The sequence below is a fragment of the Streptomyces sp. NPDC053673 genome (assembly GCF_055585225.1).
Genome location: NZ_JBVJKN010000006.1, coordinates 40,637 through 65,901, shown reverse-complemented (window position 1 = coordinate 65,901; position 25,265 = coordinate 40,637). Strand labels below are relative to the sequence as shown.

Here is a 25,265-nt window from a genome sequence, read left to right as displayed (position 1 = left end):
CCCGCAGGGCCGAGGGGAAGCATCGCAAGGCGGCTGGAAGTCCTTGTAGCGGAGCTACCAGGGCTTTTGGCCAACGCAGCATGGCTGCGTGCCGGGCGGCGCGACAGGGCAAAGCTTGCCGGGAGGGGCACTAGCAGTCGGCAGCCTGGGACACCCAGGCGTCCCGCGCGGTGGACGGCAACACGGACGGCGCGTTCTCCGGCGGCTCGGTCACGGACACGGCGGCCGTCACGGCGATCCACGTCCCGGCCCGGGCGGGCCGCCCGACGACGATCCCCCTGCCACCGGGCACCACCGCCCGCAACGTCCGCATCCAGTTGTCGTCCCCGACCAACCCGCTCTCCCCGGCCGGGGTCCAGGTCCGGGGCACCCGCGCGTAGATACGCCCGGCCACCCACCAGGCCCGTCCGACCACCCGCCAAGCCCGTCCGGCGTTTGAGGACGGACGCACCGGCTCACTCAACGGTCCCGGCCACTCACCAAGCCCGTCCGGCGCTTGAGGACGGACACCCGACCCACCCGGCGTGGAGCGTCGCGCTCACCGAACCCGCCCCCGCGGAGCGGCCCGTCAGCCGATCGCCGTGACGCGGTCCCGGTACGTACGTACCGCGGCCGCGTCACGGTACGGCTCCAACCGCCGCTCGAAGTCCCGCACATACTCGATCGCACGAGCCGACCGGATCTCCGACGCCTGCTGCGCCGCCTCCGCCCCCAGCGCGCAGGCCTGGTCCAGCTCCCCCAGCCCGAGCCGGGCCGTCGCCAGGACCACCCGGCAGAAGAGCCGGCTGCGGGCGAACGCGGGGGCGCGCAGCTGGAGCGAGCGCTCCGCGTGCTGCACGGCCGCCCGGTACTGCTGCAGATCGCGGTGGCAGTGCGCGAACTCGTCGGCCAGCTGCGCCTCGTCGAAGAAGCGCGCCCAGTGCGGAACGTCGTCACCGGGCCGTGCCGTCTCCAGCGCCCGCTCGGCCCGTGCGAGCGAGGCCGTGCAGGCCCGGATCTCGCCGAGCACTCCGTGGCCGCGTGCCTCGACCGCGTGGAGCAGAGCCTGGACGACGGGCGGGGCGGAGGAGCCGACGCCCTGCTGGGCGACCCGGGTCAGCTGGACGGCCTCCCGTCCGTGCCCCAGATAGACCGCCTGCCGGGCCATCGTGACCAGCACGTACGACCCGTACGCACGGTCGCCCGCGGCCTGGGCCAGGCGCAGCGCCTGGACGAAGTACCGCTGGGCGAGGCCGTGGGCGGCGATGTCGTACGAGGTCCAGCCCGCCAGCCGGGTCAGGTCGGCGGCGGCCGCGAACAGCCGCCGCCCGGTGGTCTCCCCGTACGCGCCGCGCAGCATCGGCTCGGCCTCGTGCTCCAGGTAGCGGACGAGGGCCTGCCGGGCGTGCCCGCCGCCGTACGCGTGGTCGAGGCTCCGGAACAGCTCGCCCACCGAGCGCAGGGCCGCGATGTCGCCGGAGGTGACCTTCTGGCCCGGGCTGCGGTCGGTCCCGCGCTGTCGCGGCACGGAGGGGCGGCCCTGCGCGGGCACCCGGGCCGGTGTGCCGTTGTGCGCGGGCTCCCCGCGGCCCACCCGCTCGTCGGCCCGGCCGATCAGCCAGTCCCGGCTCGGTACGACGAGCCCGGCCGGGGTGAACGCGATCTTCCGCAGTTCGGCGTGGCTGCCGGAGTCCTTGCGCCACAGCCCGCTGACGATGTCCACGGCTTCCTCGGGCGTGGCCGCGAACTCCAGCCCGGCGTAGACCGGTGCACACGCGTCGAGCCCCAGGTCCTGCGCGGACAGCCGCCGGCCCAACCGCCGGGTGAAGACCTCGGCGATCAGGGCTGGGGTCGTGCCGCGCGGCTGCTGCCCGCGCAGCCACCGGGTCACCGAGGTCTTGTCGTACCGCAGGTCGAGGCCGTGCTCCAGGCCCAGCTGGTCCACCCGGCGGGCAAGCCCTGCGTTGGAGAATCCGGCTTCTGCGATGAGTGCGGCGAGCTGGCGGTTGGGGATGCGCTGCGGGGGTCGTTCCGTCATCAGCTGTGCGGTCTCCTGCCTTCCGGGCCCGGGTGCAGCCCATGGGGGTACCTCCTGGGGGTCCCCTCAGGCGCGGCTCTGGGGGAGAAGCTCTGGGAGGAACGGCGCGAATTTAGCGGCCCGTACCGGCCCAACCGCCACCTTCGCCGCGCATTCATCCGATCGTGTGAGGATTGAGGGCGGCGCTGACGGGTCCGGCCCGGGGCGCCGCGCGGCCCGGGTCGTAGAGTGACCGGGGGCGCGATGAGTGCACCGTGAAAGCTTTAGGGAGGCACAACGGTGAGCGAGCTGCGATTTGTCCATCTGGGCTTCGGCGGCGACGCGGTCGAGTACCAGGCGGCCTGGGACGAGCAGCGCCGTGTGCACGCGGCTCGGTTCGCCGGCGAGATCACGGACACCTGCCTGCTGCTGGAGCACCTGCCCGTCTACACGGCGGGGCGGCGCACGGAGGACAGCGAGCGCCCCCTGGACGGCACCCCGGTCGTCGACGTCGACCGCGGCGGCAAGATCACCTGGCACGGCCCGGGCCAGCTCGTCGGCTACCCGATCATGCAGCTGCCCCGCCCGGTGGACGTCGTCGCCCACGTCCGGCGGCTGGAGGAAGCCCTGATCCGCACATGCGCGGAGTTCGGCGTGGAGACCACGCGGGTCGAGGGCCGCAGCGGCGTCTGGGTCCTGGGTGACCCGGTGGAGCAGCGCCCCGCCGTCGGAGGGCTGTCGCTGGACTTCGACCCACGACTGCACGACGAGGAGTTCGACGCGCGCCTGAACGGCCCTGAGTACGCCCCGTCCAACGCCGGCCAGCGCCGCGAGGACCGCAAGCTCGCCGCCATCGGCATCCGGGTCGCGAAGGGCGTGACGATGCACGGCTTCGCGCTGAACGTGAACCCGGACAACACCTGGTTCGACCGGATCGTGCCGTGCGGCATCCGCGACGCGGGCGTGGCGTCGCTCGCGAACGAGCTGGGCCGGGACGTGACGATCGCGGAAGTCCTGCCGGTGATCGAGAGGCATCTGCGTGCGGTACTGGAGAACGCGGACCTGAAGCCGCGGGAGATCGAGCCCGAGCCCGAGCCGGCCCCGGTGCCGACGGCCTGAGGAATGCCTCCCTCTGGCCAGAGGTTGGCCACGGGTGAAGGCATCACAATCAACGGGCGTACCCTGGGGTCCGCCGAAGAATCGAAGTGGTAGGGAGCCGGTCGTGTCCGCTGTCGCACCCGACGGACGCAAGATGCTGCGTCTGGAGGTCCGGAACAGCCAGACCCCCATCGAGCGCAAGCCCGAGTGGATCAAGACCCGGGCGAAAATGGGCCCCGAGTACAACCAGCTGCAGAAGCTCGTGAAGAGCGAGGGTCTGCACACGGTCTGCCAGGAGGCCGGCTGTCCGAACATCTTCGAGTGCTGGGAGGACCGCGAGGCGACCTTCCTCATCGGCGGTGACCAGTGCACCCGGCGCTGCGACTTCTGCCAGATCGACACGGGCAAGCCGCAGGCGCTCGACCGTGACGAGCCCCGCCGCGTGGGCGAGTCGGTCGTCACGATGGACCTGAACTACGCCACGATCACCGGCGTCGCCCGCGACGACCTGGAGGACGGCGGCGCCTGGCTGTACGCGGAGACCGTGCGCCAGATCCACGCGCAGACGGCGGAGCGCGCGGCCGGCCGCACCAAGGTCGAGCTGCTGATCCCCGACTTCAACGCGGAGCCGGACCAGCTGGCCGAGGTCTTCTCGTCGCGCCCCGAGGTGCTCGCGCACAACGTGGAGACCGTGCCGCGGATCTTCAAGCGCATCCGCCCCGGCTTCCGTTACGAGCGCTCGCTGAAGGTGATCACGGAGGCCCGCGCGGCCGGCCTGGTGACCAAGTCGAACCTGATCCTCGGCATGGGTGAGACCCGCGAGGAGGTCAGCGAGGCACTGCAGCATCTGCACGAGGCGGGGTGCGAGCTGATCACGATCACGCAGTATCTGCGCCCGTCGGTCCGGCACCACCCCGTCGAGCGCTGGGTGAAGCCGCAGGAGTTCGTGGAGCTGCAGGAGGAGGCCGAGGAGATCGGCTTCTCCGGTGTGATGTCGGGGCCGCTGGTCCGTTCGTCGTACCGGGCGGGGCGGCTCTTCCAGCAGGCGATGCAGAAGCGGGAGGAAGTCGCGGCTGCGCAGGCCGTGTGAATTCCCGCACAAGAACTTACTGGTCAGTAATGGCCGATTCGGCGCGGCCCGTACGCTCCCCGCAGGTCGGGGGCGCGTACGGGCCGCGTCAGCGTCCGGGCCATCCGCGTAAACGTTTCATCGGTGTTTGACCGGCCAGTCACGCCCTGGTAACACCAATCAGTGACACTGGCTTCACGCACCGCACGCACCCTCCCACTCGTCACCACGCCCCCGAGGGAGACCCCCGCCATGCAGGCCGCGACTTCCGTACGCGCCAACGCCATCCCGTCCGTCACCGACGCCCTCCGCGCCCTGGAGTCCGTGCTCCTGCGCGGCGGCCAGCGCACCGCCCGGCGCAACGCCTGGGCCGCGGTCCTCGAGGACCGCCGACGCGCCAAGGACCGGGTCGAGGCGCAGCATGTGCTGGAGGCCGTTGCGACTCGCTCGTCCTGAGGCACGTAAACTTCAGGCATGGCGAGGAAGGAACAGGCAGAGAGCTCTGCCGCGAACCCCGGGCGACTGAAGCAGATCGCCCTTACCTACAAGATGACCCGGCGGGCCGACTCGAAGGTCGGTCTCGTCGTCGCGGGTGTGGGAATCGTCACCTTCGGTGCCTTCCTCGCGATCGGTTTCGTGATCGATCACGAGATCTACCTGGGCATTCTGGGCTTCCTGCTGGCCTTCCTCGCGATGGCGATCGTCTTCGGACGCCGCGCCGAGCGAGCTGCCTTCGGGCAGATGGAAGGACAGCCGGGTGCGGCTGCCGCGGTGCTCCAGAACGTGGGCCGAGGCTGGACCACGACCCCCGCGGTCGCGATGAACCGCAGCCAGGACGTCGTTCACCGGGCCGTCGGCAAGGCCGGCATCGTCCTGGTGGCCGAGGGCAACCCGAACCGGTTGAAGAGCCTGCTGGCGGCCGAGAAGAAGAAGATGGCCCGCATCGTGGTGGACGTGCCGGTGCACGACCTCATCGTCGGCAACGACGAGGGCCAGGTGCCGCTGAAGAAGCTGCGGACCACGATGCTCAAGCTGCCGCGGGTGCTCAGCGGCCCGCAGGTGACGCAGGCGAACGAGCGGCTGCGGGCGATGGGCGACCTGATGAGCAACATGCCGCTGCCGAAGGGCCCCATGCCGAAGGGCATGCGGATGCCGCGCGGCGGAAAGATGCGCTGACACTTCCACGAGTACGGATACGCGAAGGGCGCCCCGGTCGACCGGGGCGCCCTTCGCGTATCCGTACTGCCTATCCGTATTCGTACTGCGCGTGCGTACCGCATTCGTACTGCGCATGCGTACCGCGCATCCGGCTCGCCACTCGTGCCGGATTCCGTGGACCCGCACTCGTGCCGGATCCGTGGCCCCTCGCCTGAGCGCTAGTGCCCCTCCCTGCAAGCTTTGCCCTGTCGCGGCACTAGATGCGCACCTGAACGGCGCGGGAGAGGCGGTCGTGCAGTCCGCGCCCGTCGCGGTCCCAGATGAGCGCGGGGATCGCCAGGCAGAGCAGCACGCTGCGCACGATCACGCGGGCGACGCCCAGCCGTCCGCCGTCCTCGGCGACGACGCGGACACCGAGGATCCGCTTGCCGGGCGTGCTGCCGACGGTGCCGACGGTGAGCACGCTCAGTACGAGGAAGATCAGGAGCGCCCAGTTGCCGGCCGCCTGCTGGTCACCATTCGCGAACAGCCCGTATGCGATCAGCATGCACAGGGACCAGTCGATGAAGAGAGCGCCGAAACGCCGCCCGAGAGGGGCGATGGCGCCGGGTCCCTCCTGCGGGAGTCCGAGCTGCTCGCCCCGGTAGCCGAAGTCGGCTCCCATGTCCTCGGCCGCCGCGCGGGGGCCGGAAAGCCACGAACCGATTGCCTGCCTCTTGTCCACCCGTCCACGGTACTGTGCGCGCTTTTGATCACCCCTGCCCGGGTCCGACCGGCGGTGGCGGACATGATTCATCACCGGCCCGGTTAACTTCTGCGAAACAAATGAGTCATGCTGGAGAAATCCCGCCTGCCTAAGGTCGGGTCCAGCGTGTGCCACCGCACTGGCCGCACGACCGAGCTACGACCCCGCCCCTGCCCCGGGTCGGGAGTAGGAGGAGTTGGATGTTCCAGAACGCCGACGACGCCAAGAAGTACATCGCGGACAACGACGTCAAGATGATCGACGTCCGGTTCTGCGACCTTCCGGGCGTCATGCAGCACTTCACGATTCCGGCCACGGCGTTCGACCCGTCCGAAGAGCTCGCCTTCGACGGCTCGTCGATCCGCGGCTTCCAGGCGATCCACGAGTCCGACATGGCGCTGCGCGCGGACCTGTCCACGGCGCGTCTGGACCCGTTCCGCCGTGACAAGACCCTGAACATCAACTTCTTCATCCACGACCCGATCACCGGCGAGCAGTACAGCCGTGACCCGCGGAACATCGCCAAGAAGGCCGAGGCCTACCTCGCCTCCACCGGCATCGCGGACACCGCGTACTTCGGTCCCGAGGCCGAGTTCTACGTCTTCGACAGCGTCCGCTTCGAGACGAAGTCGAACGAGGGCTTCTACCACATCGACTCCGAGGCCGGCGCCTGGAACACGGGCGCGATCGAGGACAACCGCGGTTACAAGGTCCGCTACAAGGGCGGCTACTTCCCGGCCCCGCCGGTCGACCACTTCGCCGACCTGCGCGCCGAGATCTCCCTGGAGCTGGAGAACGTCGGCATCCAGGTCGAGCGCCAGCACCACGAGGTCGGCACCGCCGGCCAGGCCGAGATCAACTACAAGTTCAACACGCTGCTCGCCGCGGCCGACGACCTGATGCTCTTCAAGTACATCGTGAAGAACGTCGCCTGGCGCAACGGCAAGACCGCGACCTTCATGCCCAAGCCGATCTTCGGTGACAACGGCTCCGGCATGCACGTCCACCAGTCCCTGTGGCAGGGCGGCTCGCCGCTCTTCTACGACGAGCAGGGCTACGCGGGCCTCTCGGACACCGCCCGCTACTACATCGGCGGCATCCTCAAGCACGCCCCGTCGCTGCTGGCCTTCACCAACCCGACGGTGAACTCGTACCACCGCCTGGTCCCGGGCTTCGAGGCCCCGGTCAACCTGGTGTACTCGCAGCGCAACCGCTCGGCCGCGATGCGTATCCCGATCACGGGCTCCAACCCGAAGGCCAAGCGCGTCGAGTTCCGCGCCCCGGACCCGTCCTCGAACCCGTACCTGGCGTTCTCCGCCCTGCTCCTCGCGGGCCTCGACGGCGTCAAGAACAAGATCGAGCCGGCCGAGCCGATCGACAAGGACCTCTACGAGCTCGCCCCCGAGGAGCACGCGGGCGTCCCGCAGGTCCCGACCTCCCTCCCGGCGGTCCTCGACGCCCTGGAGGCGGACAACGAGTACCTGCAGGCGGGCGGCGTCTTCACGGCCGACCTGATCGAGACGTGGATCGACTACAAGCGGACGAACGAGATCGCGCCGATCCAGCTGCGTCCGCACCCGCACGAGTTCGAGCTGTACTTCGACATCTAAGAACGTCGCAGGTCAGAGCGGGTTTCCGCTCGCCTGGGTAGTCTGTGGGCCGTCGGCCGTGCTCTTCCTTCACCGGAAGGCACGGCCGACGGCCTTTTGCGTGAACGCGGTCGGGCTGTGGGACGGCTACGGCCACTACGACATGGCGCTGGACGACATCCTCGCGGCGGTCCGCGTCGTCGCCACCGGAGACGGTCTGATCGCTCCGAGCGTCACCCGCCGTCTGATCAAGGAGTTCGCCGGCCGCCCCGCACCCGCCGCCGCGCCACGCACGGTGGAAGGCGTCACCGACCGGGAACGCGAGGTGCTGACCCTCGTCGGAAGCGGCCTGTCCAACGCCGAGATCGCCGACCGGCTCTGTATCAGCGTCGCCACCGCCAAGACGTACGTGACGCGACTGCTCTCCAGGCTCGACGCCCGCGACCGGGTCCAGCTCGTCATCATCGCCTACGAGACGGGCCTGGTGACACCGCCCCGCTGAACGATCGCCCTCGGTGGCGCGCGGTCGGAGCTGCTCGCCCTGGCCGCCGGTCCCGGCGGGACCGGCGGGACCGGCGGGACCGGCGGGACCGGCGGGACCGGCGGGACCGGCGGGACCGGCGGGACCGGCGGGACCGGCGGGACCGGCATCGCGAAGGCCGGCGCTCCGTGCGCGCCGGCCGATCGCTCACCGGCCCCGGCCCGAGCGGGACTTCTTCAGCCCTCGGACCGCTCGGACCCCACCAGCTCCCGGAGCTCACCCACCGCCTCCCGGAGCCGGTCGGCGAAGGTCCGCATCTGGTCCGCGACCGCCAGTGGCGTGCTCAGATAGAGGTTGAAGCGCTCGGGCAGCAGCACATAGGCCACCCCGATGCAGCGGCTGCTGGTCGATCCGAAGCCGAAGTACTGGATGTTGTGGGACGGCGCGGAGCTGGTGCTCAGGTAGTCGTCCCGCATCGTGACCCAGCCCGGCGACCGGTAGAGCGCGGGCTGCTCGGGTACGCCGAGCTCCGCGCCGCGGCGGCGCTGGATCAGTTCCAGTTCCCACAGGTGCTGCTCGGGGACCTGGCCGGCCTGGGACGCCTTCGCGCGGGAGACGTGGGCCTCGGCGGCGGCCCGGAAGGCGGCTCGGCGGGCTTCCGTGCCGGCCGCCGGGTCCTCCATCGCCGTCACGAAGGCCACCATCTCGGGAGTGACGACGCGCATCGCCTCGGTCCGGCCGTTCCGGTACTGACGGGTGGCGATCGACTCGTACGTGGCGCCCAGAAGCCCCTTGGCCCGCTGGTGGGCGAGCTGGTAGGCGACCTGGACGAACGCGTCCGGGGACACGCCCAGGGCCTTGGCCGTACTGCTCCCGAAGTCCGCGAAGGACACGGTCGTGGTCGCCGTGGCCTCCCCGTACGCGGCGAACGCGTCGGCGGCGGCGCGCACCTGGGCCCGTAGCGCGTCGTCCAGCTCGAACACGACCGGCTCCAGCGCCGGCAGGCCCTGGGAGCGTGCTCCGGACTGCCGGGAGTGCTCCTCGGCCGGGGTGCCGAGCAGGGCGTCGACGAAGCTGAGGATGGTGGTCCCGTCCAGCTCGCAGTGCTCCACGTTGATGCCCGCCCGGCCGTCGGCGAACACGATCAGGGACACAGCCTTGTCGAACCAGCGGTTGCCGCGGTCACCGTAGAGCAGCTCGTCGCAGGCCTCCTGGGTGTCCGAGGGAGCGAAGTCCTCCAGACAGACGCAGAACAGCGCGGCCTCAACATCCTCCAGTGCGTCCGCGTTGCGGGGGTGGCAGGCGAGCAGCGACTCACGGGCGGCCGCCCACTCCGCGCGGGCCATGGTGGTGAGGTGGCCCACCGAGGTGTCCGCGGCGCCCGGCTCGGCTCCGGCCTTCATCACGGCGCGCAGGCCCGCCTCGAGGTCGTCCAGGCTGTGCGGGACGCCGTCCGCGCCGAGCACGTCCAGCCGGAACATGCTGCCGCGGAAGAACACCACGATGTGCCGTGCCTTGGACGGGCCCGGCCATTCCTCGCTGTAGGGGGCGCGGACGGTGTCCTGTTGCGCGCCGGGGATCCGGGTGGTGGAGAAGAGGAACTTGTTCTGCACCATCGACTGGGGCACTCCGCGCTGCACCACCGGCGGAATGCGCTCCTGGTCGAGCTGCCGCTTGTAGTTGAGGGCCCCTGCGATGAGCCCGGCCGCCCGCTCGACCTGCGCCTGGCCGGAGTCCTGGAACAGGAAGAAGAAGTTGGCGTTGAGCGCGATCCGGTCCCGGCGGCCCAGGTAGCGGTACGGCCAGAAGGTGTCGAGCCAGCTGTGCACGCCCGCAGTGGCGTCGTACTCCTCCAGCGCCGCGTGCAGCACCCGGCCGGGGCCGTCGGGCCGGAGGAAGGCGGCCACCTCCGCCTCGGTCGCCGCCCGCTCGTCCGGGGTGAGCAGCGGCGCGCACCAGGCGAGGAACCGCTCGCAGCTCGCCTCCAGCGTGGGCAGCGGCACGCGCGGCAGACCCTCCTCATGGGCGAAGGTCGTCGTGCCGCCCGCTACACCCTGACTGTTGTTCACTTCTGCTCTCGATTCGGATCGTTGGGACCTGAAGTGCCGTACGGACGGGAAAGATAGAGCTGTGCGTAGAGCCAGCCTTCCGCCTCCAGGCCCCGTGCATCCACCCCGGCGGACAACATGCCGTCCAGCACGAGGGCCTGCTCCTCCGGGGAGGCGAACTGCCGCTGTCTGAACACACCGTCGACGCGGACGGTCCGGTATCCCAGCCCGGCCAGCGCGCGCTCGACGGGGTCGAACGGGAACATCCGCAGTACGAAATGTGCCATCCAGGGCCGATGGTCGCCCTGGGCCAGCACGACGTGCGTGAGCGTCCGCTCCGTGACGTACCCGAGGCAGCCGGTCGAGATCACCAGGTCCGTCCCGGTGAGCTGGTCGAGCTGACGGGATGTGGGCTCGTTGTTCTCCAGGTCGGCGTGCACGGCGTCGTCGAGGAACCCGGCCTCGAGTGCGTAGGACAGCGCGCTGCCGGAGGTGTCCAGGCCGACGAAGCGCATGTCCTGCGCGGGCCGGCGCGAACGGGACAGCTCCCGGTCCCGGGTCAGCAGGGCTTCGCGGCTCTCCCCCTCGCGGTCCTCGTCGCCGTAGCGCTCATACAGCTCGTCCATGGTCGCGTCGTACTTCAGCAGGGCGGCGTTGATTCCGTACGAACAGCCGATGTCCAGAACCTTCGGCACCGCGACGGACCGGGACGCCCGGTACTCCTGGATGAACTTGGCGAAGTACGGCTTGGCGTGCTGCGGAACGCTGTAGCCGAGTGGGCGCAGTGCTCTGAAGTAGCTGCGCGGATCGGGCTGGGTGTAGATGTGGTCGAGCGAGACTTTTCCGGTCGCGTCGAAACGCACAGGGCTTACTCCTCCGTGGATCTCAGAGTGGATCTCAGAGCGGAACGCAGAGTGGATCTCAGAGCGGGGAACGCCTCAGGCCCGGCGGCTGGCGGGTGTCTTGCAGATCTTGCCCGGCCGATCCACAGGACATCCCTAGTCCAGCAGTCGGTCGCCCCGGACGGCTCGGTCCTCGGCCGCCAGGTGCTCGGGCAGTACCCGGCCGAAGAGCTGCCGGGTCCGTGCCACGCTCCCGATGACCCCGGGGCGCTCGCTGAAGGCGAAGATCGCGGAGTGGCGCGCGATCCCGCCCCGCACCGGGCTCACCCGGTGCAGCGAATAACGGCCCTTGAACAGCTGCAGGTCGCCGGGTTGCAGGGGCAGGCGCCGGATCAACCGCTCGCCCCGGCCGTCCAGTACGTCGCGGACGTCGTCGAATCTCTCGTCGTGCGCGCTCCTGATGTTCGGGCAGTACTCGAAGTCGCCCCCGGCCTGCGCCTGCTGGGTGAGCATGCTCACCGTGAACTCGTTGGTGTCGAAGTGCCAGGGGTGCTCCATGCCCGGCGCGACGACGTTGAGTACCAGCCCGGAGAGCGGGTCCGCCAGTTCGTGCAGCTGCGGCAGTCCGAAGCAGCGGGCGATGAAGCGCTGGAACACCTCGTGGGTGTAGAGCCGGCTGATGAGGGCGTCCGCGGGGACGCGGTCCCGCGCGACGAACGCGTTGCCCCGTTGGAACGTCCTGCGGCCGGGGTGGTCCGCCGGCAGGACCGAGTCGACGGCAATGTTGTAGACGTTGACGGTTTCGACGTCGAAGTGCGCCCGGGGCGCGATGGCCGAGCATTCCTGCCGCAGGACGTCGCGGAGCGACGGACGGATGAAGTCCGGCAGCACTGTACAGCCGTCGGTCAGCAGTTCGCGCCGGGCACGGGAAACCACCGCCTGGCCCTCGGCGCTCTCGAGTTGCGACAGGGGATACCGAGCCGTGTCGACCACCTGGTCGAGCGTCATGGCTTCCAGGGTGCTCATTCGATCCTCTCGACGTGCGGACAGACCGTGCCGGGCCCTCACTCTCGGCTCTTCGGCAACTCCACTGAGGAACAACAGAGTTGAAGCTCCCACAGCCTCGCCGAGTTGTCTGTGACACGTCGCACTGTGCGGCCGCGGCGCGCCCGGCCGTGCGGAGGCACGGCACCCGTGGACCCACCGGCTCGGAGCGCCCTGCGGCGCGCCGCACCGTACCGCACCGCACCGCACCACACCGCGCCGAAAAGCCGAGGCCGCGCCCGCGACGTACGCGGGCGCGGCTTTCGTCATGGCGGTGCCGGTCGAGGAGCAGGCCGGATCAGGCGGTGTGCAGGGTCAGCCCGTAGCGGCTCAGGATCTCGTTGACGGGCTGGAACCAGGTGTTGCCGCCCGAGCTGCAGTTGCCCCAGCCCCCGGAGGTCACGCCCTGGGCCTGGTCGCCGCTGATGAACGAGCCGCCCGAGTCGCCACCTTGGGCGCAGACGTCCGTCCTGACCATCTCGTACACGGCGCCCTGCTGGTAGTTGACAGTCTCGTTCCTGCCCAGCACCGTGCCGCAGTGCCAGTGCGTCGTGGAGCCCGACCGGCAGATCGACGTACCGACCGGGGCCTCCCACGAACCGCGCACCAACCGGTCCGGGGTCTGGCCCCAGCCCAGGACCACGGGGACGGTCCACCAGCCGTAGCCGGTGCTCACCCAGGCGTAGTCGTTGCCAGGGAAGGACGAGCCCTGGAACCAGCCCATGTCGGAACCGTCCCAGCCGCGCACGAAGCTGCCGGGCCCGCCGCAGTGCCCGGCCGTGACGAAGCCGCCGTACACGGAGAAGCCGATGGAGCAGCGGACGTTGCCGGTGTAGTAAGGGTCGCCGCCGACGACCCCTGCGGCGTAGGTGGAGGGCGCCTGACCGACGGCCTCGACCTGTACGGGGCCGGTGCGCCGGGCACGGTCGAGGAACGCCTTGACCTCGGCGTCGCCGCCGCGGCCGGCGACGACGCGGACGACGATCCGGTTGGCCTTCGGGTCGACGTGCCAGCTGCTCACACCGGCGGGCGCGTGCTGGCGGTCGATGCGCTGCTTGGCCGCGTCGAGCTGCGCGGCGGTGTGGGTGACGATGCGGGTGTCGGCGCCGGCCGCCCGTACGGCGTCGGCCTTCTGACGGCTGGTCACGGCGACGGTCAGCTTGCCGCTGTCCGCGTCGAACCACGTACCGGCGAAGGCGGGGCCGGCCGCGCGTTCCGCCCTGCCCTGGACGGCGAAGGCCGCCTTCTCCTGGGCGAGGCGTTCGCGCGCCTGCCGCTCGGTCAGGCCCAGGTCCTTCTGCATGGCGCTGATCAGTCCGGGCGAAGCCGGGGCTTCGGGGGTCGGTGCCGCGGCGGCGGTGGGGGCGAACACGGCTCCGCCCCCGGCGCCGAGCAGGAGGAGGGCGCAGAGGGCGGAGAGGACTGTACGTAAGCCGGTTCTCTGGTCGGTCTTCTTGCGTCTCACGTCGATGAACCCTTCTGTTGTCCCAGCGTTGTGGGGGTGGTGGGAGTGATGGGGGTGGAACATCAGGCGCTGAGAGCGCTCTCACAGAGAGTAGGAGCTCCGTCGGCCGCCGCACAGTCCCCGGAACGCACCTACCGGCTCAAGGCGGAGACGCCGCGGGTGGACGGAACGGCGAAGGAAGTCATGGCGGGGTGCGAGCGGTTCACTACCAGGAGATAGGTACAAAAGGGTCTAAATTTGCGGGCTATGACGCAGCAGACCGAACTCGTCGGCAGCAGCTCCGCCCCGGAGGGCGGCCCCGAGAGCGGCCGGGCCGCGGACGGCCCCCGCACGGAAGACTCCCGCACGGAAGACTCCCGCTCGGACGGCGCCTCACCGTTCGGCGAGAAGAGTCCCGGCGGGCCCGGCGGCACACCCGGGGTCCTCGCCCGGGCGGCCCACCAGGCCGACGCCTGGACCGCGAGGAAATCGATCGTGGCCCTGTACGCGGTCTGGACCCTGACCCGGCTCGGCATGCTGTATCTGCTCGTCCAGGACAGCATCGGCGTCAGCAATGTCTCGGACGAGGTGAACTTCGTCTACCCGCGCTGGTACCAGCAGCTGGCCGACGGCTCCTTCCCCGTCAACGACGTCACCTGGCAGTACCCGCCCGGCGCAGGCCTGGTGTTCCTGTTCCCCGCCGGCCTGCCGTTCCTCGGCTACTTCCAGGCGTTCCTCGTCCTCACCGTCGCCGCCGACGCGATCGTCGTCCTGGCTCTGGCCCGCGGTGGACGCAGACTCGCCGGGGCCTGGCTGTGGACGGGCGGACTGCCTCTGCTCCTGAATGTGCCGCACGGCCGGTTCGACATCCAGGTCACCGCCCTCGCCGTGCTGGCCCTGCTCAGCGCCCGCCACCGCCCGCGCCTCGGCGGGGTGTTCGCCGCCCTCGGAGCCCTCGTCAAGGTCTGGCCGCTGCTCACGCTGGTGGGCATGGAACGCGGGCGCACCAGCCGCAGCGCCTGGCTGTCCGCCGCCGCGGCCGCGGCCGCGCTGCTCGCCGTACTCGCCCTCGGCTTCCAAAACAGCCTCGGCTTCCTGCAGCAACAGGGCGCCAGAGGCGTGCAGATCGAGTCGCTGGGCGGCACCGTACTGTCGCTGATGCGGGCGGCGGGTTCGCCGATCTGGATCGAGTCCCGCTACGGCGCCCTGGAGTTCAGCGGGACGCATGTGGAGACCGTCGCCCAGCTGTCCATGCTGCTCACCGCCGCCGCCTTCGGCTGGCTGATGTTCTGGCGGGGCAGGGCGTCGCGGTGGACCACGGCGACACCGTTCGACGCCGCACTCGCCGCCGTCCTGCTGTTCACCGTCACCAGCAGGGTGATCAGCCCGCAGTATCTGGTCTGGCTGATCGGCCTGGCCGCGGTCTGCCTCACCTCCCGGCACACCACGCAACGCCCAGTGGCATGGGTGCTGCTGGCCACGGCGGCCGTCACCGCGTTCGCCTTTCCCACCAACTATCTGGACGTCATGTACGGAACGGCGCTGGGCAACACGCTGATGACCGTACGCAACGGCCTGCTGGTCGCCGCCACGCTGCTGTCCTGCCGCCGCCTGTGGAAGGCCACGACGGGTACGCACGACACAAGCGGCGCCGGCGACACCGCGGGTACGAGCGCCCACACGGATACGAGTGCAACCACGGGTACGAGCGACCGCACGGATACGAGCGACGGCACGGGCACGAGCGCAACCACGGATGCGGAGGCGACGACGGCCACCGGGCCGACGCCGACCACGGCTTCGGCAGCCGCGAGATAGAGCCCCAGCGCGCTCCTGCCCTGCGGCTCGCACATCTGCCGCCGTACGGCGAGAAGTAGCGGCGCGGCGGTACGGGCGCGTGCGGGACGGCCGGCGGCGATCTAGACTCCGGATGCGGATCAATCGCTCATAGGGGGCATAGCCCCTGTCCGGAGGGGCTGCTCGATGGCCGATGCCGACGCCGGCGCCGATGCCGATGCCGATGTGACGAGTGCACTCGCCGCCGAGGCGTATGTGTACGGCTATCCGCTGGTGTACGCGCTCACGATGGCCGGGGCGCTCGCACGCAAGGGCATCGGTGCACTGCCGCCCACCCCGCTCAACACCTTCGCGCACGCCCGGAAGCTCGCCGACCATCACGACAGCCTCGTGTCGGTCAACAACGACATCGTGTACTCGGTCGCGCAGCTCGACCTCTCCGGCGGACCGCTGGTGCTGCAGGTGCCGGACACCGGCGGGGCCTACTACGTCCTGCAGTTCGTGGACGCATGGACCAACAACTTCGCGTACGTCGGCACGCGCGCGACCGGCACCGAGGAGGGGCGGTGGCTCATCGCGCCGCCCGGCTGGGCCGGTGTGGAGCCCGAAGGGATGCGCGGGGTGATCGACGCGCCGACCGCCGTGGTGGCGGTCGTCGGACGGTTCGCATGCGACGGGCCCGACGACATGCCGAGGGTCGCCGCGTTGCAGGACCGGCTGACGGTGGAGGCGCTGGACGGAAGGGCGCATCCGACCGGGCTGCCGACGCCGGAATCGGGGGTGCCGGAAACGCTCGGCTTCTTCGAGAAGCTGCGGGTGTGGATGGGCGACTTCCCGCCTTCGGCCGAGGAAGCCGCGTACCAGGAGCGGTTCCAGCCGCTCGGGCTGCTGGAGGAGGGGCCTTCGCCGTACGTCTCCCCCGACGCCGGCCTCCTGGCGGCACTGAGGGACGGATTCGTCGAGGGCAGGACACGGGTCGGAGAGGCGGTCCGGGCCGCCGCCGCCACGGCGCCCGGGGAGTGGGCGCTCGACCCGCACTCCTTCGACTACAACCTGGACCACTTCGGGGTCGGCACGCACGACTCGCCGCAGTGGAAGATCGCGGACCGCGAGGAGTCGTACCTCGTACGGGCCGTGGCGGCACGCACCACGCTCTGGGGATGCCACGGCTACGAGGCCGTGAACGCGCAGGTCTTCACCGACGCCGAGGGCGAGCAGCTCAACGGCTCGAAGGCGTACACGCTGCGCTTCGAACAGCCGCCGCCCGTGGAGTCGTTCTGGTCGGTGACGATGTACGACACCCCGGACTCCTACCTGGTCGCCAACCCGCTCGGCCGGTACTCGATCGGCGACCGCACTCCTGGTCTCGTCCACGCCGACGACGGCTCGCTGACTCTGCACATCCAGGAGGGGCGGCCTGCCGATCCGGCCGAAGCCGCGAACTGGCTGCCCGCCCCGCCCGGGGACTTCCGGCTCATGGCGCGCCTGTACACCCCCAAGGCCTCTGTGCTGGAGGGAAGTTACCGGCTGCCGCCGATCGAGCCGCGGCAGCCGGGACACTGAGGTCCGGCCCCGGGCGGACGCGCCCCCGGGCCGGACCTGCCCGACCTACCCGGCCGCCCCGACCTGTCCGGACCTGTCCGGACCTGCCCGTACCTGGCCTGCACCGGACGCGGCACGTCGGACATCAGGCGTCAGGCGTCGCCTCAGTCGGCGTAGTGGATCAGCTCGCGCACCATGTGGCACGTCGTGTCGGACGGCGGGCGGATGCCGATGCACTCGGCCGTGGTGCGTATCCGGCGATTGCTCGCGTTCGCAGGGTGGTAGATGCCCGTGTCGAGCAGGGCGATGGCCAGGCGCATGGCCTTGAGCCGGCGGTTGTGGGTTTCGTACCAGTCGCGGGGCAGACCCGCGGGCAGTGGCTGCTTCGTCAGTTTCGTCGGCGTCGACCCGTGCATCGGCTTCGGCCCTGACCTCGTCGTTGTCTTCGTCTTCGGCCCCGTCTTCGTCGTGACTGCGGCAACGGCCATCGGCGACCTCCTGGCGCGGTGGTTGGACCCTCACGAACTAGTTCGATTTTACTGCCCACCACTGACAATCGCTGCTGGCCAGCGGGTGTTCAGGATGTTCGAGGGGTGCCTGGGGAGTACGGTGTCGGAATGGAGATCTGGATCAATCCCGCGTGCTCGAAGTGCCGCAGTGCACTGCATCTGCTCGACGAGGAAGGCGCCTCGTACACCGTGCGCCGCTACCTGGAGGACGTGCCGTCACAGGACGAGATCCGCGAGGTGCTCGGGCGGCTCGGTCTCGAACCGTGGGACATCACGCGGACCCAGGAGGCGGTGGCCAAGGAGCTGGGCGTCAAGGACTGGCCACGCGAGGAGGCTTCGCGCGACCGCTGGATCGCGGCGCTCGCGGAGCACCCGAAGCTGATCCAGCGTCCGATCATCACGGCGGAGGACGGTACGGCGGTGGTGGGGCGCACGGAGGAGGCGGTTCGGGACGCGCTGGGCCGCTGAATCCGCTCCCCCGGTCGGATCGGCTGCCGTAAACGCCCAGCTCCCCGCCCACCTGCGAAAACTTAAGCCGCAGTTAAGGAAGTCACCGCTGTGGCAGTTGAGCAGAGCCGTCGGCCTACTCGTACGTAACGGCACACGGAACCGATCCGGCCGCCGTTCACGGCCGGGGACAGGAGCTCTCACGTGTCGCGCAAGAAGACCCTCAGCGGCAAGAAGAAAATCGCTCTGCTCGTCGGCGCAGCGGCGCTGGTCGGTGGCACTGCGGTTGTCATGACCGGGACAAGCCAGGCCTCGGTGGCCTGCGACGGACTCGCCCAGGCGATTCGCAACAACGAGAACTTCATCGCCGGTCAACGGGCCAATCCGGACGCCCAGTCGGCCGCTCGGATCGCCAACCGCGAGGCAGTGATCGCGCAGATCAAGGTCCAGCAGGAGGCGTCGGGCTGTGAGGAGGGCTCCGGCGGAGGAGCAGAGCAGGCAGCTCCCCCGGCCGAGCAGGCTCCGCCCGCCGAGCAGCCGCCCGCGGGCGACGCCGACAACGGCGGCGACCAGGGCGGTGCCGCCGGCGAGGTCGTCTGCGCCGGGTCGACCGTGACGCTGTCCGGCGAAGGCGGCGCACCCGCCGCCTCCAGCAACCAGTTCCCCATCGGCACCAAGCTGAAGGTCACCAACCTCGACAACAACAAGTCGACCACCGTCGAGGTCACGTCCACCTCCGGCAGCTGCGCCCTGCTGAACAACGCCGCGTTCGAGCAGGTCCGCGAGCCCGGCAAGAACCTCATCCGCAAGGCACGCATCGAGCGCGTCGGCGGGCAGGCCGAGCAGGCGCCCCCGGCCGAGCAGGCGCCCCCGGCCGAGCAGGCTCCGCCCGCCGAGCAGCCGCCCGCGGGCGACGCCGGCAACGGCGGCGACCAGGGCGGTGCCGCCGGCGAGGTCGTCTGCGCCGGGTCGACCGTGACGCTGTCCGGCGAGGGCGGCGCACCCGCCGCCTCCAGCGGCCAGTTCCCCATCGGCACCAAGCTGAAGGTCACCAACCTCGACAACAACAAGTCGACCACCGTCGAGGTCACGTCGACCTCCGGCAGCTGCGCCCTGCTGAACAACGCGGCGTTCGAGCAGGTCCGGGAGCCCGGCAAGTTCCTGATCCGCAAGGCACGCATCGAGCGCGTCGGCTGACGCAACCAGCCTCGCCGGGCGCCTCCGACCGCCCCGGAGGCGCCCGGTGAGAAGCGGAGGAGCGGACGGTCGGCTCAGACCAGCCGCTCCTCCGCAGGCCGCTCGTCCGACTCCCCCAACCGCTCCTCCGCCTCCGCCAGGATCTCCGTGATCCGCAGCCCGAGGTGTACGTCGCACGCGTGCGCATCCCCCGTACGTACCGACTCCAGCAGCGCGTCCACCGCCGACCGGAACGCGCCGATCGCGTCGCCCCGCGCGGGCATGAGGACCCGTCCCCGCTCGCCGTAGAGGTCGATGCTCGCGCCGGCCGCCTCCGGTGGCGCGCTCAGGCCGAGTGTGGCCGTGCTCGACGCCCCGGAGGCGTGCCGCAGCGCGAGATGGGTGGTGTCGGCGGGGCCGCGCAGGGCCGTCAGCTCGGTGACACCACCGAGGACCGGCAGCAGCACGGACAGCGCATGCGGGCCGACGTCCCACAGCCCGCCCTTCTCCCGCCGCCAGGGCGAGGCCGCGTACGGGCTCGTCGTGCCGTTCGCGAGGTGCGAGCCCAGCCAGTGCGCCCGGGCGGTGAACCAGCCGCCCGCGGCGGCCTGTTCCGCGATCCACGGCGCCGTGTCCGCGGCGAAGCGCAGTGTGCAGAAGACGATCGACGCGACGCCTGTGCCCTCCACCGCCGTCACGACCTCCTGGGCCCCGGCCACCGTCGTCGCCACCGGCTTGTCCAGCAGCAGATGCCGTCCGGCCGCGGCAGCGCGGGCCGCCAGTGGTGCCTGGATGTCGGGCGGCAGGGCGACCGCGACGGCATCGCTCGCCTCGATGAGGGCGTCCACGTCCTCGTACGCCTTGACGCCATGGGCGGCGGCCAGCGCGGAGGCAGCCTCAGGGCGCCGCCCCCACACCCCACTGAAGACGGTCTCCGGGTGCGCGGCGAGAGCCGGGGCCTGGGTGCGCTCCGCCCAGGGGCCCGTTCCGAGTAGTCCGATCCGCAGCTTCGTCATACGGGCCAGTGTGCACCCGCCCGCACAAAACGGTCCCTCACTCTGCGGCTGCTCATGGCGGAGATCGAGCAGTCGTAGGCGGGGCGCCATGTGAAAACCGGTGGCGGAACGGCCGGTGACGGGTGTTACGTTGCCCGGGCCGGCCGCGGGACTCCGGCGCGACTTCCGAGACCTGCTTCTGACGCAATGATTTCGCTGCTCGCGCTCCCATTCCCCGGCCGGCCTTCGCATACGTACGCACGGGGGATGTTCGGGGAACGCCATGGCGGACACGCACACCGATCTCGTCGCGGCCGAGGACGTACTGCTCTTCGTCAATGCCGCGATCACGGCGACCGGCCAGCGCGAGTTCCGGTCCGAGGCGTACGAGCAGCGGATCTCGCTGGGCTTCGTGCACGAGTACGTGCGCGTCAACTACCGGCCGCTCTACGCGGCGACGCTCGCGCTCGACATCAACGATCACAACGCCGTACGGATCGTCGAGTGGCTGCTGCGTACGGCGGGCGAGGCCGACGACGACCAGAAGGGGGTCGAGGGCCGGCTGATCGCGGCGCGGCTCGCCGTGCTGCCGCCGCAGCGCGTGTACCGGCTCTTCCGCGCGCTGCGTGCCGCCAAGGTCAACAACCGTCGTACCCGCGCGATCATGCGGGACTGGCTGGCGGCCCGGCCGGACCCGGCGCATGACGCGGTGAAGTACCGCCCGGGACTGAAGGCCGCCGCCCGGCACGCCCATCACTCCTTCGCAGACCCGGAGTTGGGGGACTTCCTCTTCGCGCCAGGGCGGCGCGTCCGCTACGAGCACCCGTACCTGGACGCCTACCGCCGCGCGCATTACGAGCAGGGCGCGCTGTACGAGCTGCCGTTCACCGTCGCCGAGGGCTTCGCCGCCAAGCACGGCGTCCGGCGCGAGCAGTTCCTGGAGCGGATCGCACCCCGGATGACCCGGCTGGAGCGGCTGCGCACACAGCGCTCCGGCGGCCCGGCCGCCGATCTCACCGCCATGCCGCTGACCCGGCTCGCGCTGTACGTCCTCTCGCTCACCTTCGAGGAGCGCGTGGCGCGCCGCGCGGAGCTGACCGGAGCGCTCCGGGCGGCGGCGCGGCGCGCGGCCGGTCCGTACGCGGGGACGTGGGGGCGGGTCGCGGCGGTCCTCGACGACAGCTACTCCGCCTCCGGCTCGGGCGTGAAGCGCCGTCGGCCCCTGGCGGTGGCCCTGGCCGGGCACTTCCTGCTGGAAGCCCTCTCGCAGACGTACACCGCGCTGTGGACGTCCGGCGGCACCGATCCGCTGCTCGTGCGGCCCTGGGGGCCGACCCCGCTGGGCACGCGGATCATCGACGCGCTGGAGACCTCGCCCGAGCGCCTGGTGATCGTCTCGGACGGCTGGGACAACGCGCCGCCGGGGCTCGCGGGCGAGGTGCTGCGCGTCTGGCGCACGCGGCTCGACCCGGACCGGCGGACCGGGGTCGTGCACCTCAACCCCGTATACGACGCGGACGGCTTCGACGTACGGCGGCTGGCGCCGAGCGTGCCGACCGCCGGGATCCGCGACGCGGAGGATCTGCCGGCGCTGGTGGAGATCGCGCAGTTCGCGGAGGGGCGCACGGGGCCGGCCGAGCTGCGGGCGTATCTGGACCGCCGGGTCGCCCTCTTCCTGGAGCACGAGGACACGCGATGACGAAGATCGATCTCGCGGGACTGACGGCTCGTCCGGCGCAGGTGTGGGGCGCCATCCGGCTCGTGCCGCTGGTGCGGGAGGAGCCGCTCGAAGGGCTGCGGCTGCGCCACGAGGTGTACGGCGGTCTCGGCATCGTGGACGTCGGCCCGCGTACCCACTACGTCTCGTACGTCCCGCACGGCTTCGTCGCGGACTGGTCCGGTGACGGCACGCAGTCGGCGGCGTACGGGACCCAGCTCGGCGGCGGGGCCCCGAACCGCATTCACGTGCGCCGCCATCACCGCATGGCCAAGCGGAAGCAGGGCGCGAACCGGCTGCCCCGCGGCGGAGCTGCAAAATGTCGCTTCCTGCCGCTCCATCTCGCCCTGGAGGGATATCTGGCGCTGCACTTCGGCGGGCCGTCCGTCGTCTGGGACGAGTGGTCCCAGCAGGCGGTCCGGCAGGGGCTCTCGCCGCGCGCCGAGGACGCGTACACGGGCCGGGAGGTGTACGGGCTGTCGGAGGCGCTTCGGGTCTTCGAGATCCATCCGGGGCAGTGCGGGGTGATGGTGTACGCGGCAGACGCGCTCGCCGCGGCGTTCGTCGTGCCGCACCCCGACGACTACCGCGCGCTGCATCCGTCCCTGCTGGAGGACCTGTACGGCGAGCTGGTCCATCAGTACGCCCTCTACGGCAGACCGGTGCCGGACTTCGCCGCGCGGATCGGGGACGGCCTGCACCTGGAGACGCTCGCGGCTCTGCGGGCGGCGGCCCGTGCCCAGGAGCGGGCCTGGGAGGAGGCACACACGGGTCTGTTCGCCCGGGACCTGCTGGAGACTCCGTACGCCTTCGAGCGGGTCCACCGGATGGGTTCGTACGCCCTCCATCGCTTCCTTCCGCCCTTCCACCGGGCGCAGAGCGCGCAGCACATCGGTGAGCTGATCACGGACCACAAGGGGCGCACGGCCTATCTGAAGACGTTCCGGCTGTCCGAGAACCAGATCCGCCGCGGCCATCTGCTGCGCATGCTGGCCGGGCACGACTGGCACCTGGGACGCACCGCCGAGGCACTCAGCAGCAGCTACGCCGAGCTGGTCCGACGAATCCGGAATGCCGGATTCGAGTCGCTGCTCAACGCCCATGTGGTCGCACAGAGATCACGACAAACGAAGGAAACCTGAGTAACACGGGGTTCACAATCGGGCAATGGACGGGAAATCCCGTGTTGCGAAGCTGCGCCTCATACCCGCTGCCCCCGCAAAGGATGAGGCCCCGTGACCTTCAAGGCTGAGTACATCTGGATCGACGGCACCGAGCCGACCGCGAAGCTTCGCTCGAAGACGAAGATTCTCACGGGCTCCGCCGCAGGCATCGCCGAGCTTCCCATCTGGGGCTTCGACGGGTCCAGCACCAACCAGGCCGAGGGCCACGCCTCCGACCGGGTGCTCAAGCCGGTCTTCTCCTGCCCGGACCCGATCCGCGGCGGCGACGACGTGCTGGTGCTGTGCGAGGTCCTCAACACGGACATGACCCCGCACGAGTCCAACACGCGTGCCGCGCTCGCCGAGGTGGCCGAGAAGTTCGCCTCCCAGGAGCCGATCTTCGGCATCGAGCAGGAGTACACCTTCTTCGAGGGCGACCGTCCGCTCGGCTTCCCGGTCGGCGGCTTCCCGGCCGCGCAGGGCGGCTACTACTGCGGCGTCGGCTCGGACGAGATCTTCGGCCGTGACGTCGTCGAGGCGCACCTGGAGAACTGCCTCAAGGCGGGTCTGGGCATCTCCGGCATCAACGCCGAGGTCATGCCCGGCCAGTGGGAGTTCCAGGTCGGCCCGCTCTCGCCGCTGGAGGTCTCCGACCAGCTGTGGGTGGCCCGCTGGCTGCTCTACCGCACCGCCGAGGACTTCAACGTCTCCGCGACGCTCGACCCGAAGCCGGTGAAGGGCGACTGGAACGGCGCGGGCGCGCACACCAACTTCTCGACGAAGGCGATGCGCGAGGGCTACGACGCGATCATCACCGCGTGCGAGTCGCTCGGTGAGGGCTCCAAGCCGATGGACCACGTCAAGAACTACGGCGCCGGCATCGACGACCGTCTGACGGGTCTGCACGAGACCGCCCCGTGGAACGAGTACAGCTACGGCGTGTCGAACCGCGGCGCCTCGGTCCGTATCCCGTGGCAGGTCGAGAAGGACGGCAAGGGCTACATCGAGGACCGCCGTCCGAACGCGAACGTCGACCCGTACGTGGTGACCCGCCTGCTGGTGGACACGTGCTGCAGCGCGCTGGAGAAGGCCGGCCAGGTCTGATCCGTCCGCACCTGTTGTTGGGGGCGCCCGCCGGAACCGGCGGGCGCCCCTTTCGTTGTCAGTGGGCTCTGCCATGGTGGTGCGCATGCTTGCGATCACCGTGGAGACAGAGAACCGGCAGCGTTACGTACGGGCGACGGCGGAGCAGCTCCGCGAGCTGGTGCACCGGATAGGCGGCAGGAACGACCAGTTCCTCGTGGTGCAGCGGATACCGGACCTGCCGGACGTCTTCATCCAGGTGTGGCACAAGAAGCGCGGCGACTACACGCTGGAGCACCGCGACGGGAGGCACGACCGGCACTTCCAGGTGCGGCTCGACGACCCGGACGCCGTCGTGGCGGCGATGCTGGGCTGGGCGCGGCAGGAAGACGGCTGGGCTGCGGGCCTGGACTTCTCGCTGCTCGACTTCGGGCCCGCGCCGGAGCCGGCGCCCGAGCTCGACGAGGACGATCGCGAGCAGATCGAGAAGCTGGTCCGCGGTCTGCTCGTCGGGGGTTACGCGACGCGGGCGGAGCTCGCCGAGGCGGCCGAGGACTACCTCGTCTCGGGGGACGAGCGTCCGGTCTCGCCCGAGCAGGCCCGGCAGCTCGTCGACCGGATGTGGCTGGAGCGGGTGGCGGAGCAGGCCGCCTGGGAGGGTGAGACGGACCCGGAGCGGCTCACCCGCGCCTTCGCGGCCCTGGAGTCCCGCTCCATCACGGCCAGGGAGAATTTCACGTGCTGCCGCAACTGCGGGCAGACGGAGATCGGCGGCGCGGGCTCGCCCGACGCCCGGGGATTCGTCTACTTCCATACGCAGTGCACGGATTCGGCAGCCGCGGGCTACGGACTGACGTTGCTGTACGGCGGGTTCGACGGCTCCCCGGAGACGACGGCGGCCATCGGGCACGAGGTCGTGGCGGCCCTCGCCGACGTGGGGCTGACGGTCGAGTGGGACGGCGATCCCGCCCGGGGCCTGACGGTCACGCCACTGGACTGGCGCAGGCGCCTGGTGGGCTGACGACGAGGGGGGACGGCTCTCGTCCGCTTCGTGAGAGGGGCCTCGTGCGAGGGGACTGCTGTCGTCCGCCTCGTGAGAGGGGTCTGCTGCCGTCCCACTTCATCTGCTTGAATAAGGGAATGGCCAGCCTTCAGAGCAACGTGACAGGTCGCAGCGACCTTGAGCCGTTCTGGCCTTCCCGTCAGCACCACGACTTCGACCGTGTGTGTTGCCGCGCGAGGAACGCGTCGGCCCTCTAAAGCCTCTCCGAGGCCTTCGGCCGACGCGCACGACGTACGTACGTCCTGTCGATCTCGACGAC

At 70.6% G+C, this 25,265-nt stretch carries 22 protein-coding genes and 1 pseudogene; 15 read left to right on the top strand and 8 right to left on the bottom strand.

Going from position 1 to position 25,265, the window contains the following annotated elements; genetic code table 11:
- The first annotated feature begins 170 nt into the window (after positions 1-170).
- Positions 171-380, top strand: coding sequence for a hypothetical protein (locus ACZ6ZQ_RS11520; RefSeq protein WP_469768327.1), 210 nt, complete (start codon positions 171-173; stop codon positions 378-380).
- A gap of 188 nt (positions 381-568) precedes the next feature.
- Here the strand turns inward: ACZ6ZQ_RS11520 and ACZ6ZQ_RS11515 are convergent, their stop codons facing one another.
- Positions 569-2,017, bottom strand: a complete 1,449-nt coding sequence (locus tag ACZ6ZQ_RS11515; protein WP_469768326.1) for a regulator — start codon at positions 2,015-2,017, stop codon at positions 569-571.
- A 279-nt stretch (positions 2,018-2,296) separates the two neighbouring features.
- On the opposite strand from ACZ6ZQ_RS11515, the gene lipB reads away from it, so the two are divergent.
- The 4 genes from lipB to ACZ6ZQ_RS11495 all read left to right on the top strand — a co-directional run bounded on the left by lipB (position 2,297) and on the right by ACZ6ZQ_RS11495 (position 5,339).
- Entirely contained in the window at positions 2,297-3,115 is an 819-nt protein-coding gene (lipB, locus tag ACZ6ZQ_RS11510) for a lipoyl(octanoyl) transferase LipB (RefSeq protein ID WP_469768325.1), read from the top strand.
- A 103-nt stretch (positions 3,116-3,218) separates the two neighbouring features.
- Entirely contained in the window at positions 3,219-4,184 is a 966-nt protein-coding gene (gene lipA, locus ACZ6ZQ_RS11505; protein WP_469768324.1) for a lipoyl synthase, read from the top strand.
- A 231-nt stretch (positions 4,185-4,415) separates the two neighbouring features.
- Positions 4,416-4,619, top strand: coding sequence for an SCO2195 family GlnR-regulated protein (locus ACZ6ZQ_RS11500; protein ID WP_453662873.1), 204 nt, complete (start codon positions 4,416-4,418; stop codon positions 4,617-4,619).
- Between the two features lie 18 nt (positions 4,620-4,637).
- Entirely contained in the window at positions 4,638-5,339 is a 702-nt protein-coding gene (locus tag ACZ6ZQ_RS11495) for a DUF4191 domain-containing protein (protein ID WP_469768323.1), read from the top strand.
- A gap of 238 nt (positions 5,340-5,577) precedes the next feature.
- On the opposite strand, the gene ACZ6ZQ_RS11490 is transcribed toward ACZ6ZQ_RS11495, so the two are convergent.
- Complete coding sequence (locus ACZ6ZQ_RS11490; RefSeq protein ID WP_469768322.1) at positions 5,578-6,045, bottom strand: RDD family protein; 468 nt, start codon at positions 6,043-6,045, stop codon at positions 5,578-5,580.
- 221 nt (positions 6,046-6,266) lie between these two features.
- Here ACZ6ZQ_RS11490 and glnA point away from each other — a divergent pair, with 221 nt between their 5' ends.
- Both glnA and ACZ6ZQ_RS11480 read left to right on the top strand, forming a co-directional pair.
- Positions 6,267-7,676, top strand: coding sequence for a type I glutamate--ammonia ligase (gene glnA / locus ACZ6ZQ_RS11485; RefSeq protein ID WP_469768321.1), 1,410 nt, complete (start codon positions 6,267-6,269; stop codon positions 7,674-7,676).
- A gap of 139 nt (positions 7,677-7,815) precedes the next feature.
- Positions 7,816-8,157: pseudogene (locus tag ACZ6ZQ_RS11480) on the top strand (response regulator transcription factor); the annotation flags it as partial.
- A 215-nt stretch (positions 8,158-8,372) separates the two neighbouring features.
- Here the strand turns inward: ACZ6ZQ_RS11480 and ACZ6ZQ_RS11475 are convergent.
- The 4 genes from ACZ6ZQ_RS11475 to ACZ6ZQ_RS11460 form a co-directional block, all read right to left on the bottom strand.
- Positions 8,373-10,205, bottom strand: a complete 1,833-nt coding sequence (locus ACZ6ZQ_RS11475) for a choline/carnitine O-acyltransferase (protein WP_469768320.1) — start codon at positions 10,203-10,205, stop codon at positions 8,373-8,375.
- A complete protein-coding gene (locus ACZ6ZQ_RS11470) occupies positions 10,202-11,047 on the bottom strand; it encodes a class I SAM-dependent methyltransferase (RefSeq protein WP_469768319.1) in 846 nt (281 codons plus the stop codon). Before ACZ6ZQ_RS11470 ends, ACZ6ZQ_RS11475 begins: the two co-directional genes overlap by 4 nt.
- A 135-nt stretch (positions 11,048-11,182) precedes the next feature.
- Entirely contained in the window at positions 11,183-12,052 is an 870-nt protein-coding gene (locus ACZ6ZQ_RS11465; RefSeq protein WP_469768318.1) for a HalD/BesD family halogenase, read from the bottom strand.
- A 316-nt stretch (positions 12,053-12,368) separates the two neighbouring features.
- Positions 12,369-13,535 carry a S1 family peptidase gene (locus ACZ6ZQ_RS11460; protein WP_469768317.1) on the bottom strand — a complete coding sequence of 389 codons (1,167 nt, stop codon included), beginning with the start codon at positions 13,533-13,535 and terminating at the stop codon, positions 12,369-12,371.
- Positions 13,536-13,781: 246 nt separating this feature from the next.
- Between ACZ6ZQ_RS11460 and ACZ6ZQ_RS11455 the strand changes: the two genes are divergently transcribed.
- Both ACZ6ZQ_RS11455 and ACZ6ZQ_RS11450 read left to right on the top strand, forming a co-directional pair.
- Positions 13,782-15,332: a glycosyltransferase 87 family protein gene (locus ACZ6ZQ_RS11455; RefSeq protein ID WP_469768316.1), complete on the top strand. Its 1,551-nt coding sequence runs from the start codon at positions 13,782-13,784 to the stop codon at positions 15,330-15,332.
- A gap of 165 nt (positions 15,333-15,497) precedes the next feature.
- Positions 15,498-16,874 carry a DUF1254 domain-containing protein gene (locus ACZ6ZQ_RS11450; RefSeq protein WP_469768315.1) on the top strand — a complete coding sequence of 459 codons (1,377 nt, stop codon included), beginning with the start codon at positions 15,498-15,500 and terminating at the stop codon, positions 16,872-16,874.
- A gap of 143 nt (positions 16,875-17,017) precedes the next feature.
- On the opposite strand, the gene ACZ6ZQ_RS11445 is transcribed toward ACZ6ZQ_RS11450, so the two are convergent.
- Entirely contained in the window at positions 17,018-17,341 is a 324-nt protein-coding gene (locus ACZ6ZQ_RS11445) for a hypothetical protein (RefSeq protein ID WP_469768314.1), read from the bottom strand.
- A 129-nt stretch (positions 17,342-17,470) separates the two neighbouring features.
- On the opposite strand from ACZ6ZQ_RS11445, the gene ACZ6ZQ_RS11440 reads away from it, so the two are divergent.
- Positions 17,471-17,830 carry an arsenate reductase family protein gene (locus ACZ6ZQ_RS11440; RefSeq protein WP_469768313.1) on the top strand — a complete coding sequence of 120 codons (360 nt, stop codon included), beginning with the start codon at positions 17,471-17,473 and terminating at the stop codon, positions 17,828-17,830.
- Positions 17,831-18,421: 591 nt separating this feature from the next.
- Complete coding sequence (locus ACZ6ZQ_RS11435; protein WP_469768521.1) at positions 18,422-19,006, top strand: RlpA-like double-psi beta-barrel domain-containing protein; 585 nt, start codon at positions 18,422-18,424, stop codon at positions 19,004-19,006.
- 74 nt (positions 19,007-19,080) lie between these two features.
- Here ACZ6ZQ_RS11435 and ACZ6ZQ_RS11430 read toward each other — a convergent pair whose 3' ends face one another.
- Positions 19,081-20,001, bottom strand: coding sequence for a Gfo/Idh/MocA family protein (locus ACZ6ZQ_RS11430; RefSeq protein ID WP_469768312.1), 921 nt, complete (start codon positions 19,999-20,001; stop codon positions 19,081-19,083).
- 262 nt (positions 20,002-20,263) lie between these two features.
- Between ACZ6ZQ_RS11430 and ACZ6ZQ_RS11425 the strand changes: the two genes are divergently transcribed.
- The 4 genes from ACZ6ZQ_RS11425 to ACZ6ZQ_RS11410 all read left to right on the top strand — a co-directional run bounded on the left by ACZ6ZQ_RS11425 (position 20,264) and on the right by ACZ6ZQ_RS11410 (position 24,964).
- Positions 20,264-21,679: a hypothetical protein gene (locus ACZ6ZQ_RS11425; RefSeq protein ID WP_469768311.1), complete on the top strand. Its 1,416-nt coding sequence runs from the start codon at positions 20,264-20,266 to the stop codon at positions 21,677-21,679.
- Positions 21,676-22,839, top strand: coding sequence for an ARPP-2 domain-containing protein (locus tag ACZ6ZQ_RS11420; RefSeq protein WP_469768310.1), 1,164 nt, complete (start codon positions 21,676-21,678; stop codon positions 22,837-22,839). The genes ACZ6ZQ_RS11425 and ACZ6ZQ_RS11420 overlap by 4 nt, the downstream gene beginning before the upstream one ends.
- Before the next feature lie 93 nt (positions 22,840-22,932).
- Positions 22,933-23,964: a glutamine synthetase gene (glnII, locus tag ACZ6ZQ_RS11415; RefSeq protein ID WP_469768309.1), complete on the top strand. Its 1,032-nt coding sequence runs from the start codon at positions 22,933-22,935 to the stop codon at positions 23,962-23,964.
- 85 nt (positions 23,965-24,049) lie between these two features.
- Positions 24,050-24,964, top strand: a complete 915-nt coding sequence (locus ACZ6ZQ_RS11410) for a DUF6891 domain-containing protein (protein WP_469768308.1) — start codon at positions 24,050-24,052, stop codon at positions 24,962-24,964.
- Positions 24,965-25,265: the final 301 nt, after the last annotated feature.